Source organism: Psychrobacter sp. JB385 (assembly GCF_900163785.1).
Taxonomy (GTDB): domain Bacteria; phylum Pseudomonadota; class Gammaproteobacteria; order Pseudomonadales; family Moraxellaceae; genus Psychrobacter.
In genome coordinates this window covers 358,833-377,197 of sequence record NZ_FUKN01000013.1, presented here as the reverse complement: position 1 = coordinate 377,197, position 18,365 = coordinate 358,833, and the positions used below count along the sequence as shown (strand labels likewise).

Genomic DNA, 18,365 nt, shown 5'->3' with positions numbered 1-18,365 from the left:
AATAAGGCGACTTTGTTTACGATGACAGGCTTTACTACTAACATTAGGCTTTCATGATTGATGCGAATGACATACCAAGCAGTCAGCTAATTTTATACGCTGATGACGGCTACGACAGTCATGTGGTACGCCTATTACTTGAAGAAAAAAAGCTTGCTTACTATTTATCACGCCTACATTCTGAGCGTCCTGAAGACTTAACCGAGCTCAATCCCTATCATACGTTGCCTGTTTTACAGCAGCGTGAAATTGCGCTCTATGAAATCAATGTCATCTTTGAGTATCTTGAAGAACGTTACCACACAAACAAGTTATTGCCTGAGACACCACAAGAGCGCGCGCAGTTCCGGCAGCTTGCTTGGCGCATTCAGCGTGATTGGCTATCACTTGGCAAACGCCTACTGACGCACCCAGATAGCTTCAATAAAGCGCAGGCAGCGATGGCTAAAAAACAACTAAGCGATTCTTTAATCACCCTATCCCCTTTGTTTGCTCATAAGTCTTATTTTATGGCGGATGAATTTGGGTGGTGCGATGTTCTGTTGGCACCTTTATTATGGCGACTCGAAGAGATGAAGATTGAATTGCCACGCGCTATTAGTCGTCCGTTATTTGAATATCAAAAACGGGTCTTTGAGCGAGACAGTTTTCAAAAAAGCGTACGCTGATTAGACAATCAGATGTCACAGCCTTAAAATAAAAAACAGTAAAGAGTATAAATCCTTGGTAAATCGATGAAAAGTTGAAACCATCACTTTAAATGTAATCATTCAATGCAATCAATATAGGAAGCCAAACAATGAGCGACATCACCTCTATTACTCCAACCCGTCCCTATATGGTGCGCGCGCTATATCAATGGATAGAAGACAATGAACTTACCCCATACTTAATGGTCGATGCCACTGCTGAAAACGTACAGATTCCAACAGAGCATGTACAAGATGGTCGTATCGTACTCAATATTGCCAGCCGTGCCACTGGTAACATGAGTATGGAGAATGACTACATTAATTTCAGCGCTCGCTTTGGCGGGGTATCACAAGATATTTGGGTGCCACTCACCGCAGTCATGGGCATTTATGCAAAAGAAAACTCACAAGGTATGTTTTTTGACCCGAACGAATACGAAAACTATCAACCTGAAGAAGAGTCGGTCACGACTGCCAATAAAACGACTAGCGCGCCTAAACCTAAGCGTGATAATAAAGCAGGTTTAAAAGTTTTAAAATAACCCGCTCCGTACAAACAAAAAGCCAGCCATATTCGATATGACTGGCTTTTTGCTTATGTTTTTAGACAAACTAAGACCCATAAAGGCACTAAGACATGAGTATAGTTATTACGTTCTAGGTAACGTTACACCGCGTTGGCCTTGGTACTTACCACCACGATCTTTATAACTGGTCTCGCACACATCATCAGCATCGCTTTGGAAGAACAGCATTTGTGCAACGCCTTCCCCCGCATAAATACGCGCGGGTAGATTGGTTGTATTACTGAATTCTAAGGTAACGTGCCCTTCCCATTCAGGCTCAAGTGGCGTGACGTTGACGATGATGCCGCAGCGTGCATACGTTGACTTGCCAAGACAAATGGTTAATACGTCGCGTGGAATACGAAAATACTCCATCGTACGTGCTAGCGCAAATGAGTTAGGCGGAATAATACACTCGTCACCCACAATATCTATAAAGCTTTTTTCATCAAAGTTTTTAGGATCCACGACAACCGAATGAACGTTGGTAAATACTTTGAATTCAGGGGCACAGCGCACGTCATAACCATAGCTTGACGTACCGTAACTCACCAAACGCTCGCCATCATCATTGAAACGCACTTGACCTGGTTCGTATGGCTCAATCATGCCATGCTCTTCAGCCATTTTACGAATCCAGCGGTCAGATTTGATAGACATTGTTATTCCTTAGCAAATATTTAGTAGCGACGATTTTTTGATAGTGGTGATTATACGGAATTGATGGGTTAATTTATAGGGGCGCAATAAGTTTATAGTCAACGAAGCCTACGGTCATTATCATTGCAGCATTTTAGGAAACTGTCTGTCCTTGGTAACTAACAGTGGTATACACTATTTTTCTTTTTGCCTCTCCTGAAGCTGTCCAAACAGCCTCCATAACGGCTTTGATCTCTACCATAGTCAAACCATCTGCCAACTCTTCAGTCACATTAGCTACTGCAAAAGTATTTACTCCAAATGGGTGTTTGGGAAACTGTTGAAGCAGATCAGAAGTAGCCTGTACTGCCTTAAGAAAATCGGCAATCACCATACGACGGTTACTAAAGTCAGCATTGAGCTGATGGCGCTTGCTACTACCATCTTTGTAGTAGCAAACGGTTCTCAGTTGATTATTTGACAGCTCAATCACATATATCGGCGGCCGAAATAACTGTAATACGTTGTATTTTTTTGGCACTTCTTTAAGATGCCTTTCATAGGTAGATAAACTCAAAATACTCTCTTTAAGTAAGTACTAATATTTTAGACATAAAAATGCCGTCCTTCATCAGACTTTTCAAACATTAAAAGATCCGCTTGTCATCAACAGGCTTGGCGAATTTATCAATATTGGTTTCGATGTTTTTAGCGATGTTCACATAATATGACGCAAACTCATCATCAGCCAATACGCTTGGTTCCCCTTTATCCACTTGAGCACGGATGCCACTAGCCAGCGGTAGTTGCCCCAATAAAGGCACGTGATACTGCTCAGCGATCCGCTCACCACCACCCGTACCAAAGATGGCTTCGGTATGGTTGCAGTTGCTACAGGTATGTAGTGCCATATTCTCAACCACGCCAAGCACAGGAATATTGGTTTTGTTAAACATCTCTATGCCTTTTTGTGCATCGAGTAGTGCTACATGCTGTGGCGTCGTGACAATCACCGCACCCGTTACTGGAATACGCTGCGCCAATGTCAGTTGAATATCCCCTGTTCCTGGCGGCATATCAATCACCAAGTAGTCTAGCTGTGGCCAGTTGGTTTGATTGTATAGTTGCATCAAAGCCCCTGTCGCTTTAGGACCACGCCAAGCAACAGGCGTATTATCACCATCGAGCAGACTACCAATCGATAGCATCGCTAAGCCATGCGCATTAACAGGAACAAATTGCTCATTTTCTAACTCAGGTTTTACGCTATCTACACCCAACATCGTTGGCATACTAGGCCCATAAATGTCTGCATCAAGTACGCCTACGCGGTTACCAAGTTTTTGTAATGCTAACGCAATATTGACGGTGGTGGTTGATTTACCAACGCCGCCTTTGCCCGATGCCACGACGATGATATGACGTATACGTGGATGCGCTGCCAATGAGGCTTGTGTTGGCGCTGACTTGGTAATTGCTGGTTCAGCATTGGCATTATTGGTTGCAGATGACTGGCTTTGATTGTCCATGGCATTGGTTGTCTTTGGCATGGGCTTAGGTAAGGTCGATCCTGCTCCTTTTTCTGGTGCAGGCAAACGTACATTCATATGTATGGTATTAATGCCATGCGGCTGAAGAAGCTGTCCCAGTTCCTGTTGAATGCTTTCAGGACGACTGTCTTGAGGTAGCCGCAAATCCAAAGTAAGCTGGTCACCTTGACGCTCAAGACCTGTGACCATGGTCGCGATACTCACCGTACCAATTTCATAGCCGAGTAGTACTTTATCAACGGCACTATCTCGCTCTGCTCTTTGTTGCGGCGTTTCAGGGTCTGAATTGGTTTTTTTCTTCATAAAATTAAACATGGCTACCGTTGCTACCTATACAAGTGGGTTGGTATGGCAAGACAAATCAAGCACTACTCTGATGCGGTCAATGATATAGCTGACAAGCCTTTTGTCCAAACCTTTTCTCGTGACAGTGTAGCTCAATTACAGACATAAAAAAACCACAACGCCAGTAGGAATGACCTTGTGGTTTGGCACCAGTAACAGACATTTATTAATAAGGTATCAATTCATAAACCAACCATGACTGGCAACAATAGACTGTCCAGTGAAGACATTGCTTGGGAACGCCGCTAAAAACAAGGCCAATTGTGCAATATCATCGACAGTAGTAAACTCCTTATCGACGGTATTGACTAACATAATGTCGTTGACGACTGCTTCTTCACTAATCCCTTTCTCGCTTGCCTGTTGCGGAATTTGCTTCTCAACCAAAGGCGTTTTGACAAATCCTGGGCAAATGACATGCGCACGCACATTATGCTCAGCCCCTTCTTTGGCAAGTACACGGCACAGTCCTAGCAAACCATGCTTGGCCGTCACATAAGGTGCTTTGTACAATGAGGCTTCATGCGAATGCACTGACCCCATGTAGATGACCGTACCGCCTTTGTCATCTTTGTACATATGTTGCAAAGCAGCTTTGGTGGTCAAAAAGGCGCCATCTAAATGGATATCTAGCATTTTTTTCCAGTCACTAAAACTCATTTTGTGAATAGGATCAATAATCTGAATACCTGCATTGGAGACCAAAATGTCAATCCCACCAAAGGTATCAACCAATTTTTGTACCCCATCGTTAACAGCAGCTTCCGATGTCACATCCATTGCAATGGCGAATGCTTTACCGCCACAAGCTTCGATAGCATCAACCGCCTTTTGGGCGGCGTCAATGTTTATGTCTGCGATGCCGACCGCTGCCCCTGCTTGCGCGTAAGTATCAGCAATATCGCGCCCGATACCACTTGCGGCGCCAGTGACTAAGGCCACCTTGCCCGTCAAATCCTGTTGTAATTGGGTCGCCATATATTTTCCTTTATAAAATCAAAATAAGTAACGAATTTGAGCGCTCAATCTCTACTGGGCAATGCTGACAGGGGTTTTTTCTTGCAACTCATCAAAGCTAACACCGTCTGCCAACTCAACCAGCTTTAGACCCTTTTCTGTGACATCCAATACCGCAAGTTCAGTGATGATACGATCTACCACGCCTTTACCCGTCAATGGCAGCTCACAGTTAGCAAGAATCTTTGGCTCGCCGTGTTTATTGACTTGCTCCATCAGTACAATCACTCGCTGCACGCCAGCGACCAAATCCATAGCGCCGCCCATACCTTTGACCATTTTTTTAGGAATCATCCAGTTAGCAAGATCACCTTGCTCTGAGACTTCCATGGCGCCTAATATGGCAAGATTGACATGACCGCCTCGAATCATCGCAAACGATTCTGAGCTACTAAAATAACTCGCACCTGATTTTGCAGTGACCGTTTGCTTGCCTGCATTGATCAAGTCAGCATCGACGTTTTCTAAGGTTGGAAACTCGCCAATGCCTAGGAGGCCATTTTCTGATTGCAACCATACATCTACATTTTCAGGAATATAGTTTGCCACAAGTGTTGGTAGACCAATTCCTAAGTTGACATAATAACCATCTTTCAGCTCTTTTGCGGCACGCTGTGCCATCTGCTCTCTTGTCCATGCCATGTTAACTTCCTTATTATTACAATGTTCTATTATTAATTTAACAATTTTTTGATGTATTGCGCGATGAATGTAAGTACGCTAAGCGCCTTCAACGGCTTTGGTCGTGGTTTTTTCGATACGTTTTTCAGGCGTGCTGTTCAACACAATACGCTGCACAAATATGCCTGGCAAATGGATCTCATCAGGATCAAAAGTACCGACTTCGACGATCTCTTCTACTTCAACAATAGTGATTTTACCTGCCATTGCACAATCTGGATTGAAGTTACGAGCAGTTTTGTTGAAGATTAAATTACCCGCTTTGTCTGCTTTTTGCGCTTTGATAAGTGCCACATCCGCACGTAGTGAATGCTCAAGGACATAAGTACGACCATCAAAATCACGCGTCTCTTTACCTTCAGCCACAAGCGTGCCCACACCAGTTGCCGTATAAAAGGCAGGAATACCTGCACCGCCCGAACGAAGCTTTTCAGCCAATGTGCCCTGCGGTGTCAATTCTACCTCTAACTCCCCTGCTAAATACTGACGCTCAAATTCTTTATTCTCACCCACATAAGAGGAAATCATTTTTTTGATTTGGCGAGTTTGTAATAACAAACCCAAACCAAACTCATCGACACCCGCGTTATTACTGATACAGGTCAAATCCTTTACACCGCTATCACGCAGTGCTTCAATCAATACTTCAGGAATACCGCATAGACCAAAGCCGCCAATGGCAAGCGTTTGACCGCTAGTTACGACATCTTTTAACGCCTCTTCGGCACTGCTATATACTTTTGATTGACTCATGCTCATCTCCTTGCAAGTCTATTCTTTGTTATTGAGGCTGCTCAATCATCATTGATTTTCGCTTTCTTCAGTTACTTCTCATCAGTTTATCAGTACTCAACTCATGGTTTCGTTAGCACTCAGCACTATACTAATACATTTTATATCGATATATCATATAGTAAATATTTATGCTAACTTACCATATTATTCCCGCAGCGACTAGAAAATAAGATTGCAGGTGTCCGAGCGAAAGGAAGTGCTCAGTATATGGTAGGTCAACATCGTATCAGTCTAGATTGCTATTTAGCAATAAACAGTGAATCCGTCTGTTATTATCTCTTTGTTGATCTGTGATCATAGGTTTTGCCTTCTCATTGCTTTAATTTTGCCAAGGAGGGCGATTATGTTTAGCACATTTGCTATTGTCATTACTTTATTATTATTGATGTTCTTCGCGTACCGCGGCTATTCGGTGTTGATTTTAGCACCGATTATGGCGGTATTAGCAGTATTACTGTCAGGGGATTTTTTAAGTAGTATTCCTGCCTATACCGATGTCTTTATGAGCGCATTGAGTGGATTTTTGCTCAAATTTTTTCCGATTTTCTTACTAGGGGCGCTATTTGGGCGTTTGATGGCAGACTCTGGCGCAGCCACAGCTATTGCCAATACAGTGGTTGAAAAGCTTGGTGCTAGTAAGGCCATTTTGGCCGTTATCTTAGTCTGCGCTATTTTGACCTACGGCGGTGTGTCATTATTCGTGGTAGCGTTTGCTATCTATCCTATTGCTAAAGATTTATTCAAGGCCGCTGACATACCTAAACGCTTGATTCCAGCAGCCATTGCTTTGGGCTCTTTTACCTTCACCATGACCGCGTTGCCCGGCACCCCAGCCATTCAAAATGCCATTCCGATTCCTTACTATAATACCAATGTATTCGCGGCACCTGTACTGGGCATCATCGGCGGTACTATTATGTTTATTGGTGGCTGGCTGTGGTTGCAAACTCGCGCTAAAAAAGCCAATGCAGCAGGTGAAGGCTACGGTCAGCATGACGAGGAAGACACAGGCAGTCTTGGCAGTAGTACAAAAGAAGCCAAGACAACTGAGGTCTTAACTACTCAGCACACGTCATTCACTGTTGCTATGATTCCACTGGTACTGGTAATCGCTCTAAACGCCTTATTGACGTATGCGGTTTTCCCCTCGATGGATTTTACCCCTCTCCAGACTCAGTTCCCTGACTTAAATATCGCAGGCTCACTCGGATTATGGTCTATTATTATCTCCTTAATCGTGGCGTGTGTGGTGTTAATTCTGCTACGTATTGGGCATTGGAACAACCTGCAAAAAACCATCAACCGTGGTACTTATGATTCCATGCTGCCTATTTTTAATACCGCATCAGAAGTGGGCTATGGTGCCGTCATTGCCTCATTAGCCGGTTTTATTATTATTCGCGATAGCATTCTGAACTTAACACCTGACAATCCACTTATCTCAGAAGCAGTCGCGATGACTACGCTGGCTGGTATTACAGGATCTTCCTCTGGTGGTTTGAGTATTGCGCTATCCACTTTAGGCGAAGATTATCTAAGAATGGCGGTAAACGCAGGTATCGACCCTGAGCTGATGCACCGTGTGGCCGTTATGGCAGCAGGTGGTTTGGACACGCTTCCTCATAGTGGTGCTGTCATCACCTTACTAGCAATCTGCGGCTTGACACACAAACAGTCTTATCTAAATCTGGCAATGGTGACCATTGTCATTCCACTAATAGCCGTCACTGCTATTATTATCTTAGGAACCATGTTTGGCTCATTTTAAAATTCATATAAATTTTCCAGCATTTCTCTCTTACATTAGAAATTTGCATTCAAATAAAAAAACTCACTTAGCAGCTCGCTAGGTGGGTTTTTTATAATAAGGAATGTATGTACTGTATGAAGCGAATTACCGTATTAATTAAAGAGGAACATCACAAAGATGATTGAATTACGGTATCATAGGCACACTTTTTAAATTTTCTTCATTTTTAGAAGTTTTTAGCATTGATAATATCGCGTCTAATAGCCATAAATGGCTGACGACGTTTGATAACCAACCCGTTTATATAAAAATATAGGTGATGAAAGTGCGTGAGATTCTAGTAACCAGTGCGCTGCCCTACGCCAATGGTGATATCCATTTGGGGCATCTTGTAGAATATATTCAGACAGACATTTGGGTACGTGCGATGAAAGCACAAGGCCATCAAGTCACTTACGTCTGCGCAGATGATGCACATGGTACAGCGATCATGTTAAAGGCAGAAGCCAATGGCGTGACGCCAGAGGAGCAAATTGCCGCTGTCAAAGCCTCGCACGAAACCGATTTTTCGAAGTTCCTTATCAACTTTGATAATTATCACACCACGCATTCAGAAGAGAACAAGCAATTCTCTGAGCTGATTTATCGTCGATTAAATGATGCTGGTCATATCAGCACAAAAGATGTCGAGCAGCTATTTGATCCTGAAAAGCAGTTATTTTTGGCCGATCGTTTTGTCAAAGGAACCTGTCCTGAATGCAGTGCACCAGATCAGTACGGCGATAATTGTGAAGTATGTGGTACTACTTATGATGCGACAGACCTCAAAGAGCCGTATTCAACGTTGTCTGATGCAACGCCTGTGCTCAAAACCTCCAAGCATTATTTCTTCAATCTACCTGAGTTTGAGCAGTTCTTAAAAGACTGGACACGCAGTGACAACCGTCTACAAGTATCGGTCGCTAACAAGCTACAAGAATGGTTTGATGCGGGACTTACCAGCTGGGATATTTCACGCGATGCGCCCTACTTCGGTTTCCAGATTCCTGACACCCCAAGCGATGAGCCAGACAAATATTTTTATGTCTGGCTTGATGCGCCTGTCGGCTACATGGCAAGTTTTAAAAACCTATGTGATAAACGCGCAGGCACTGAGAACGCGCTAGATTTTGACCGTTATTGGATGCAAGAAAACGAGCACAAAACTGAGGTCTATCATTTCATTGGTAAAGACATCGTTTACTTCCACGCATTGTTTTGGCCTGCAATGCTTGCAGGTAGCGAGCTGCGCACACCAACAGGCGTGTTTGCCCATGGCTTCTTGATGGTCAATGGCGAAAAAATGAGTAAGTCACGCGGCACCTTTATCAAAGCCGAAACCTACGCTGAGTACTTGCATCCTGAATATTTGCGTTATTACTTCGCCAGTAAGCTGTCTGACAAAGTCGAAGATATCAACCTTGATTTAGAAGACTTTATGCAAAAGGTTAATTCAGACTTGGTCGGTAAAGTGGTCAATATCGCCAGTCGTAGCGCAGGTTTCTTGGTTAAGAAATACGATGGCATGCTATCAGACGTTTGCGTAGAGTCTGAGTTGTTAGAAGATATCACCAAGACTGGCGATGAGATTGCCGCGGCTTATGAAAATCGTGAGTTCTCGCGTGCAATGCGCTTAATCATGCAATGTGCGGACAAAGCCAATGAATATATTGATGGCAAAAAACCATGGTCACTCGCCAAACAAGAAGGCACTGAGCAAGAAGTTCAAGACGTCTGCTCGGTTGCAATCAATATCTTCCGTCAATTAATGGTATATCTCGCGCCAGTATTGCCTGAGCTGACCGCCAATGCCAAAGAGTTTTTGAATATTGATGATTTAAGCTTTGCCAGCCGCAATGAGTGGTTGCTTGGTCATAAAATCAATAAGTTCAAACCCTTAATGCAGCGTATCGAAGAAAAAGACATCACTGCGATGGTAGAAGACTCAAAAGCATCATTGACTCAAGCAGATGCTCCTGCTGTGACTGATAATGATAAGCCAGCCGCAAAAGACAAAACACCTGCTAATGTAGATGCTGAGCAAACGGATTATATTGGTATTGATGACTTTGCCAAAGTCGAGATGAAAGTAGCACACGTCTTAGAATGCAATCACGTAGAAGGTGCGGACAAGTTACTCCAGTTCACCCTAGATGTTGGCGAAGACAAACCACGCAACGTGTTTAGCGGTATTCGTAAATTTTATGAGCCTGAGCAACTGACGGGTAAGAAGGTCATTTGCGTGACCAACCTTGCGCCACGTAAGATGAAATTTGGTATATCAGAAGGCATGGTATTGTCAACAGGCAATCCAAAAACTCAGCTAACGGTCGTTACTCTACCTGACAACTGTGTCATTGGTGATGTGCTCGCATAGGAACGTTAATAAGTAACGTTAACTTAAGTAATGATGTAAGTAATCATTAAAGAACGAAAAAAAAACGGTCTAAATAGACCGTTTTTTTATGGCTGACTTAAAAAATTAAAGTTCGCTGTTATCTACTCAAAACATCAATAATTTCCAACGTATTATTAATCACTGTCACAATCTTATTGTCTGGCGTACGGATACGCTCGTAACGGTTATCATAACGGTCTAAAATGACAGAACGATCATAATCTCTTCTATCAATCTTGCCGACTACTCTATAACCGTACTTATCAAGGTCACGCTTGAATGAGGCATTGGGACTTGCATTGCGATACGCGTTGATATTAGGGTGGGCATTACCATTATTTTGATAACTGTTATGGTTGTAATCTTTACTAATGTGAGCGGAGTTGCCATTTCCATGACCGTGCCCATTACCATGATTGTCTTTTGCCATAGCAGGCAGGCAAATCAACGAGCTTGCCGTAATTCCAGCGATGGTTAATAACTTTAAATTAGCCGTATTCATGATGTTATCCTTAAAATATGCGTTTGAATAATAATAATGAGATATTCGAGTGCGTGGTATATTCAACACGTCAACATAATAATGATATGTATTTTGGACGTACTCTACTTCTCATATAAAAAACTTTCGTATAAACATTAGCTTACGTTAATTATGAAGTCGGTTCGTAATAGATGCGTTGCTAGCTTGTACGCTTTTTGACTATCAGTTTATTGGATAAGACAATGCCTTAAGAGGCTAATTTTTATGGTTAAATACTCAAAACCACGCTTATGATAATGGTTACGACAATGCCTAATGGTCTTACTCAGTACGCCTATGACGAATGCGCTTTAATTTTTTATTGCGATAACTTACATTACTGTCATAATATGAACATAATAATCGACGGAACGATTACTTTATTTAATGGTTAGCCTGCTATTTTGACATCAACCTAGCATTGACTCGGCTAATCTGCATTTTCCAATATCTTTTTTAAAACCAAAGAGAGCCAAACAGATCATTTGAGCATTGCTATTAGCAGGCTCAACCAATCTGGCAGTCCTCGCTTGGTTTTTGTGATTGATATAACCTATGAGTTATCCTAATAATGACTATTGCTTCTCCTTTACGCTTAAGCCTATTCGGCGCTGCTATCAGTGTCACTCTTGGACTGATTGGCTGCTCAAACGCAACCGATACTGCTGCTACCAATGAAAGCTCGGCTGCTGATACTGCCAAGCCTGCCAAGACGCTAGCCATCACACAAATTGTCGAGCATCCCTCATTAGATGAGATGCGTCGCGGTATTATTGATGAGCTGGCAGATAATGGCTACGTTGAAGGCCAAAATTTGACTGTGAATTTTCAAAGCGCTCAGGGCAATACCGCGACAGCAGGTCAGATTGCCAAGCAATTTGCAGGAGACAATCCAGATGCGATCGTAGCCATCTCGACGCCGTCTGCTCAATCTGTTGTAGCGTCAACTAAGACAATTCCTGTCATTTATACAGCCATCTCAGATCCTGTAGCAGCAAAGCTCATCGATGAAAATGAGGTGCCAATCCAATCTAACGTAACAGGGCTGTCTAGTCAGCTCCCTATTGAGCCACAACTAGATAATATCCAAAAAATCGTCCCTAATGCCAAAACCATTGGTTACGTTTATAGCCCAGGCGAAGTGAACTCGGTCGTCGTACTCAACCAGCTTAAAAAAGCTGCCACAGCACGTGGACTGACCATATTAGATGTTACGGCCAATCGCCCAACAGACGTTGCTATGGCGACTCGTAGCTTATCTGGCCGTGCCGATGTTATTTACACGTCATTGGACAATAACGTGGTATCCGCTTTTGAAGCGATGGCAGGCGCTGCCAATGAGCTAAAAATCCCCGTCATTGCCTCAGATGAATTTAGTGTCAGACGAGGTGCGACTGCTGCCATGGGTGTCAATGATTATGATTTTGGTCGCACCACAGGTAAGATGGTTTATCGCGTGTTAAATGGTGAGGCTATCAATACCATTAAGCCTGAAGTCATGAACACCCTAACGTTATATGCAAGCCCGAAACACGCAGCTGATCAAGGCATCAGCTTGACAGATGATTTATTAAAAAATGCCATCAATGTCGATAACAAAGCGCAAAGTGCTGAGAAATAACCTTTAGATAGTGGCTGTCTGTTTAGATGGCTCGTATGAACTTTTATTTATTCAATAATGTACGGACACATTATTATTTCAGGAGTGAAACCTATGTTGTATCAAAATCGTTTTGGTCATTTTAAGTTTAGCAAGGCGCTATTAGTGGGCAGCGTTTGTACCGCTATCTTGACCGGTTGCAATCAATCGGCACAAGATACCAGTATGACAGATACTGCTGCCACTGGTGATGCGGCAACAGAGATGAAGACAGTCGCTATTACTGCTATTGTTGAACATCCAGCGCTTGACGATGTACGCAAAGGTGTCATAGACGAGTTGAATGAAGCAGGCTTTAAAGACGGTGAAAACTTGACTGTCAACTTCCAAAGCGCCCAAGGCAATACAGCAACTGCTGGACAGATTGCAAAACAGTTCGTTGCCGATGCGCCAGATGTGATCGTCGCTATTGCAACCCCGTCTGCCCAGTCTGTTGCAGCTTCAACAAGCAGTATCCCTATGGTATTCTCAGCGGTCACAGATCCAGTAGCAGCCAAACTGGTACCTAAGCTTGACGGCTCTGGCACCAACGTGACAGGCGCATCAGATGCACTACCGTATGAACCACAGATCGAATTGATGCGTCAAATCATTCCTGATTTAAAGAATGTTGGTTATGTTTATAGCCCAGGTGAAGTGAACTCAACCATCATCTTAAAAAATCTGAAAGAAAAATTAACGCCACTCGGTATCAATGTGCATGAAGCACCTGCTCAGCGTAGTAATGATATTGCTATGGCAGCACGTAGCCTTGAGGGTAAAGTCGACATGATTTATACCTCAACTGACAATAACGTGGTATCGGCTTACGAGTCGCTTTACCAAATCGCCAAAGAAAGTAAAATCCCACTTATTGCTTCAGACACCAGTTCTGTTGAGCGCGGTGCAGTGGCAGCATTGGGCGTGAATTATTACAATCTTGGTCGCGAAACTGGCAAAATCGTTGTTCGTATCTTGAATGGTGAAAAAGCAGGTGCTATTCCTGTCTATACCCCGCAAATGTTAGACCTATACGTCAGTCCAAAGCATGCTAAAGAAGAAGGCATTACTTTGACACAAGCGGTTATCGATAAAGCAAAAGAAGTGGTAGAATAACGAACTTTTATACTTGGATGGTCATAGCGAAAAAAGATAATGCGTGATAATGACAACATTGTCATTCACCATGTGTCGCTATGACAGCAAGTGTTTATTATAAGAAACCCAGCTATGAATCAGTAGGCTGGGCTTCTTTTTGATATGTTTTGGTTTACCCTAACCGCAGATTACCTAATCTGTTAAATTCACCGCTCAGCCGTTTAGATAACTTGATTCATGGATAAAATGGTACCGATTTTTTTGGTTGCTTTATCCTATGAATAGCGACAACGTTATTTACTAAACGCTTGGTTATGACTTACTGATCTCTTATGTCCTTAATTGCTTTTTTTGGTGCGCTTGAAAGCGGTCTGATTTATGGCCTAGTAGCACTTGGTGTGCTAATTTCATTTCGTACTCTCGACTTTCCTGACTTGACTGCTGATGGAAGCTTTCCACTTGGCGGTGCAGTCGCTGGTATTTCTATTATCGCTGGTATCAATCCATGGCTTGCCTGCGCGTTTGGTATGCTAGCAGGTTCAGTCGCTGGTATTGTCACTGCATGGTTGCACGTCAAGCTTGGGATTTTGCAATTACTTGCCAGTATCTTGGTGATGGTCGCGCTATATTCTGTCAACCTACGTATCATGGGTGCACCAAACTTGCCGCTATTGGGCGAAACCACTGTGTTTAGCACGTTAGTGTCCGATGGCAACGGCTACTGGATGCGCTGTCTAATCATCGGCACTGTCGTGTTGCTTGCCATGTTATTTTTAAACTGGTTTTATAGTACCGAAACTGGCTTATCCATGCGCGCGACTGGCTCAAACCTTAGAATGGCACAGGCTCAAGGTATCAATACGTCGTGGATGACCATTATTGGTATGGCAATCTCTAACGGTTTGATAGCCTTAGCTGGTGCGCTGTTTGTACAAACGCAAGGTGGCGCAGACATATCTATCGGTATTGGTACGATTGTCATTGGTTTGGCAGCGGTTATCATTGGTGAGACTATTATTCCTGCTAAGCGGATTTGGTTAATCACTTTTGCAGTGGTCGTCGGTGCGGTGCTATACAAACTCTTTATTCAGGTTGCGCTATCTAGTCAAACACTGCGTAGCATCGGTTTTGGTCCGCAAGATTTGAACTTGATTACAGCGTTACTCGTGGTCTTGGCTCTGGTATTACCAAAAGCCAAAAATAAATTTTTAAGTCGTAAAGTTCGGGCTTAATGTCAATGTGCAACCATAAGGAATAATTATTATGATGCAAGCTACAGATTTGCGGTTGACCTTTAATCCTGGAACGCCCATTGAAAATCCTGCATTACGCGGCATCGACCTAAATATTGCAGATGGTGAATTTGTGACCGTCATTGGTACTAATGGTGCTGGTAAATCAACTTTTTTGAATGCCGTTAGCGGCACCACCCGTGTCGATAGTGGCTCCATCTTATTAAATGGTATTGATGTCACTAAAAAGACCGCTCATCAGCGCGCTCATTGGGTGGCTCGTGTCTTCCAAGATCCGATGGCAGGGACTTGTGAAGCATTAACCATTGAAGAAAACATGGCTCTTGCCTACAAGCGTGGCGGCAAACGCGGTTTAAACTTTGCGCTCAATCAAAACAATCGTGATCTGTTTCGAGAAAAGCTGTCAGTGCTAAAACTGGGATTAGAAAACCGTTTGACCGATCGCATGGGGCTATTATCAGGTGGTCAGCGTCAAGCCGTCAGCTTGCTTATGGCCTCCTTACAACCCTCTAAAATTCTGTTGCTCGATGAACACACCGCTGCACTTGACCCCAAAACAGCGGCGTTTGTTTTGGAGTTAACCGATAAGATCGTGACGGACAACCAGCTCACGACGATGATGGTGACGCATTCCATGCAGCAAGCGTTGGCGCATGGCACTCGCACGGTCATGCTACACCAAGGTCAAGTCGTTCTAGATGTCTCAGGTGACATTCGTAAAGGCATGACAGTGCATGACTTGCTCGATATGTTTGAGCAAACGCGCGGTGAAAAAGTAGAAGATGACAGTTTAATTTTAAGTTAAGCCACATAAAAACAATTGTTATAAACCTTCAAGAAGACATAATTTTCTTGGAGGTTTTTTTGTTATCTATAGTTAATAATCGTATAAAAACTTTTCTCATAGAGATATAGTTGTTGTATATCGCTATTTATCTGTGAGATCTGTCATGCGTAAAATTCCTGTTTATACTCATCCTGCTGCTGGTTGGCCAGCGCTCATATCCTCTGCTCGTAAACTGATGGACTATCAGACTTTTTTGCGTGGTAGTGCCAGTGTCCTCAAAAGTAATCAGCCTCAAGGCGGTTTTGACTGTCCAGGATGCGCTTGGCCCGATCATAAGTCACATAAAGCCATAGACGTCTGTGAAAATGGTATTAAAGTGGTCGCTAGTGAAACCATGACCACAAAAGCAGATGCGGCTTTCTTTGCAAAACATACGGTTACTGAACTACAGGGATGGTCAGGCTACGAGCTTGAGCACATTGGCCGCTTGTCAGAGCCTGTCTATTATGATGCAGCGCAAGACCATTATATGCCGATTTCTTGGGAAACCGCTTATCAGCGTATTGCTGAGCAGTTAAAACAGCTTGACTCACCAGATGAGGCGCTCTTTTATACCTCAGGGCGTGTCACCAACGAACCCGCCTTCATGTATCAGTTATTTGTACGCTGTTTTGGCACCAATAATTTGCCTGATTGCTCAAACATGTGTCATGAACCCACTTCAGTCATGCTAAGCAGACAATTAGGTGTTGGTAAAGCCACGGTCAAACTAGAAGACTTTGAACAAGCCAAACTGATACTGATGTTTGGACAAAACCCTGCAACCAATCATCCACGTATGCTTGAAATGCTGGCTTACTCTCATGATCAAGGTTGCCGAATTATCTCAATCAACCCCATGCGTGAACAAGGCTTGAGTAAGTTTAGAAACCCGCAAAAACCTACTCATATGGCAGCTGGTCAGAGCGATAAAATGGTCGATGACGTCATTCAGATACAAATTGGTGGCGATGCAGCATTGCTAACCGGTATGGCTAAATGGCTTATTGAAAACGATAAGATCAATACTGACTTTATCACGACTCATACTTCAGGTTTTGAGCCATTAAAGCAGTGGTTAACCGAGCAGTCATGGACAGATATTGAGCGTGGTTGCGGTATCACTCAGGCAGAAATTATCGGTCTTGCTAAGCTAGTGGCTGACAGTCCAGCAACGATTTGCACGTGGGGCATGGGTATTACTCAGCATGTGCAAGGCGATGATAATGTGGCGATGATTGCCAATTTATTGCTACTAATGGGTATGATCGGTATTGATGGCGCAGGCGCGTCCCCAGTGCGCGGACACTCCAATGTACAAGGCGACCGTACCATGGGCATCCATGAACGCCCTGCTCAAAAACTACTGGATACGCTTGAGCGTGTGTTTGAGCATCCTATGCCGCAAGAGCATGGCTATGATGTGGTCACAGGTGCCAAAGCATTGATTGCTGGCAAGTTAAAAGTATTTATGGGTATGGGTGGCAACTATGCCGTTGCAGCGCCTGATACCAAAGCCATTCAACAAGCGTTAACCACGACTCAGCTCAATATTTTTGTGGGCACTAAGCTCAACGAGACGATGCTATACCCAAGCGCTAACAATATTATTTTGCCATGTTTGGGTCGTACTGAACGCATCGTGACCGCCAAAGGTGAACAGTTTGCCACTATCGAAGACTCTATGTGCCAGATCGTGCCAACTCAAGGCAAGCTTAAACCAGTTAGCGATACATTAAAGTCTGAAGCGCAAATTGTGGCGGATATGGCAACTCACCTATTTGGCACTGATACTTCAATCCCTTGGCAAGCAATGAGCGAAGACTTCGATATCATTCGTGACTATATTGCCCAAGCAATTGACGGATTTGAGGACTTCAATCAACACATTCGTACCACTGAGCGCGGCTTTCATTTGTATCATCCAGCGCGTCATCGCGTATGGAATACTAGCGATGGTAAAGCTCAATTTGTAGTACCCGAATATCCGATCACTTATGTGGCTGCACAAATGGCAGAGGCAACCTCCTCGTTTAGAGAGGAGTCAAAAATTAGAGCTGTTAATCCTACGGATGATACGTCAGGTAATGAGCAAAAAATTTGGCAGCTGACCAGTGTTCGTAGCCATGACCAATTTAATACCATGATTTTTGGGTTTCAAGATCGTTATCGTCACACCGATCGACGTGATGTGCTGTTCATGCATCCTGATGAGATGAGCCGTTTAGGATGGCAAAAAGGCGATGAGGTGATGGTTACTCGACACGCCAGCGAAAACAGCACGCAGCAGCCACGTATATTAGGCCCATTAGTATTGACTGAGATGGATATTGCCTCAAATGCTGTAGCAGCTTACTACCCTGAGTGTAATGATTTATTCGACTTAGATACGCATGCGCCAGACTCTCATATACCTGCTTACAAATCCACGACCGTGATTTTACAGCGTGTGAATGCAGAAATAGATATGGCAGACTCTGCTTAGTTCTTGAACGCCAAGTCTCTCGGTAACGACGATGATAAAACTAATATGGTGAACCCTAAATAAAAAACG

The 18,365-nt window shown here is 43.5% G+C and carries 16 protein-coding genes; 9 read left to right on the top strand and 7 right to left on the bottom strand.

Annotated elements, in window-relative coordinates; translation table 11 throughout:
* The first annotated feature begins 53 nt into the window (after positions 1–53).
* Both CZ794_RS08875 and CZ794_RS08870 read left to right on the top strand, forming a co-directional pair.
* Positions 54–668: a glutathione S-transferase N-terminal domain-containing protein gene (locus CZ794_RS08875; RefSeq protein WP_087041243.1), complete on the top strand. Its 615-nt coding sequence runs from the start codon at positions 54–56 to the stop codon at positions 666–668.
* A gap of 131 nt (positions 669–799) precedes the next feature.
* Positions 800–1,234 (top strand): ClpXP protease specificity-enhancing factor, encoded by a 435-nt coding sequence (locus tag CZ794_RS08870; protein ID WP_087041242.1) that lies wholly within the window; start codon positions 800–802, stop codon positions 1,232–1,234.
* A gap of 108 nt (positions 1,235–1,342) precedes the next feature.
* Here the strand turns inward: CZ794_RS08870 and dcd are convergent, their stop codons facing one another.
* The 6 genes from dcd to CZ794_RS08840 all read right to left on the bottom strand — a co-directional run bounded on the left by dcd (position 1,343) and on the right by CZ794_RS08840 (position 6,243).
* Positions 1,343–1,918, bottom strand: a complete 576-nt coding sequence (dcd, locus tag CZ794_RS08865) for a dCTP deaminase (RefSeq protein WP_087041241.1) — start codon at positions 1,916–1,918, stop codon at positions 1,343–1,345.
* Positions 1,919–2,051: 133 nt separating this feature from the next.
* Positions 2,052–2,474: a hypothetical protein gene (locus CZ794_RS08860; RefSeq protein ID WP_087041240.1), complete on the bottom strand. Its 423-nt coding sequence runs from the start codon at positions 2,472–2,474 to the stop codon at positions 2,052–2,054.
* A 70-nt stretch (positions 2,475–2,544) separates the two neighbouring features.
* The gene (gene apbC / locus CZ794_RS08855) at positions 2,545–3,762 is read right to left on the bottom strand and encodes an iron-sulfur cluster carrier protein ApbC (protein WP_087041239.1); all 1,218 of its coding nucleotides are present in this window, start codon (positions 3,760–3,762) and stop codon (positions 2,545–2,547) included.
* 207 nt (positions 3,763–3,969) lie between these two features.
* Complete coding sequence (locus CZ794_RS08850; RefSeq protein WP_087041238.1) at positions 3,970–4,770, bottom strand: 3-hydroxybutyrate dehydrogenase; 801 nt, start codon at positions 4,768–4,770, stop codon at positions 3,970–3,972.
* 51 nt (positions 4,771–4,821) lie between these two features.
* Positions 4,822–5,451 (bottom strand): CoA transferase subunit B, encoded by a 630-nt coding sequence (locus tag CZ794_RS08845; protein ID WP_087041237.1) that lies wholly within the window; start codon positions 5,449–5,451, stop codon positions 4,822–4,824.
* A gap of 78 nt (positions 5,452–5,529) precedes the next feature.
* Positions 5,530–6,243 carry a CoA transferase subunit A gene (locus CZ794_RS08840; protein ID WP_087041236.1) on the bottom strand — a complete coding sequence of 238 codons (714 nt, stop codon included), beginning with the start codon at positions 6,241–6,243 and terminating at the stop codon, positions 5,530–5,532.
* Positions 6,244–6,628: 385 nt separating this feature from the next.
* On the opposite strand from CZ794_RS08840, the gene CZ794_RS08835 reads away from it, so the two are divergent.
* Both CZ794_RS08835 and metG read left to right on the top strand, forming a co-directional pair.
* Positions 6,629–8,053: a GntP family permease gene (locus CZ794_RS08835; protein ID WP_087041235.1), complete on the top strand. Its 1,425-nt coding sequence runs from the start codon at positions 6,629–6,631 to the stop codon at positions 8,051–8,053.
* A gap of 301 nt (positions 8,054–8,354) precedes the next feature.
* Positions 8,355–10,451 carry a methionine--tRNA ligase gene (gene metG / locus CZ794_RS08830; protein ID WP_087041234.1) on the top strand — a complete coding sequence of 699 codons (2,097 nt, stop codon included), beginning with the start codon at positions 8,355–8,357 and terminating at the stop codon, positions 10,449–10,451.
* Positions 10,452–10,569: 118 nt separating this feature from the next.
* Here metG and CZ794_RS08825 read toward each other — a convergent pair whose 3' ends face one another.
* The gene (locus CZ794_RS08825; protein ID WP_087041233.1) at positions 10,570–10,974 is read right to left on the bottom strand and encodes a hypothetical protein; all 405 of its coding nucleotides are present in this window, start codon (positions 10,972–10,974) and stop codon (positions 10,570–10,572) included.
* A gap of 592 nt (positions 10,975–11,566) precedes the next feature.
* On the opposite strand from CZ794_RS08825, the gene CZ794_RS08820 reads away from it, so the two are divergent.
* The 5 genes from CZ794_RS08820 (at position 11,567) to CZ794_RS08800 (ending at position 18,296) form a co-directional block, all read left to right on the top strand.
* Positions 11,567–12,616: an ABC transporter substrate-binding protein gene (locus tag CZ794_RS08820; RefSeq protein WP_087041232.1), complete on the top strand. Its 1,050-nt coding sequence runs from the start codon at positions 11,567–11,569 to the stop codon at positions 12,614–12,616.
* Between the two features lie 93 nt (positions 12,617–12,709).
* On the top strand, positions 12,710–13,750 hold the full coding sequence (locus CZ794_RS08815; RefSeq protein ID WP_087041231.1) for an ABC transporter substrate-binding protein: 1,041 nt from the start codon (positions 12,710–12,712) through the stop codon (positions 13,748–13,750).
* A 314-nt stretch (positions 13,751–14,064) separates the two neighbouring features.
* A complete protein-coding gene (locus CZ794_RS08810; RefSeq protein WP_087041230.1) occupies positions 14,065–14,964 on the top strand; it encodes an ABC transporter permease in 900 nt (299 codons plus the stop codon).
* A gap of 31 nt (positions 14,965–14,995) precedes the next feature.
* A complete protein-coding gene (locus tag CZ794_RS08805; protein WP_087041229.1) occupies positions 14,996–15,790 on the top strand; it encodes an ABC transporter ATP-binding protein in 795 nt (264 codons plus the stop codon).
* A 145-nt stretch (positions 15,791–15,935) separates the two neighbouring features.
* Positions 15,936–18,296: an FdhF/YdeP family oxidoreductase gene (locus CZ794_RS08800; protein WP_087041228.1), complete on the top strand. Its 2,361-nt coding sequence runs from the start codon at positions 15,936–15,938 to the stop codon at positions 18,294–18,296.
* The last annotated feature ends 69 nt before the right edge of the window (positions 18,297–18,365 follow it).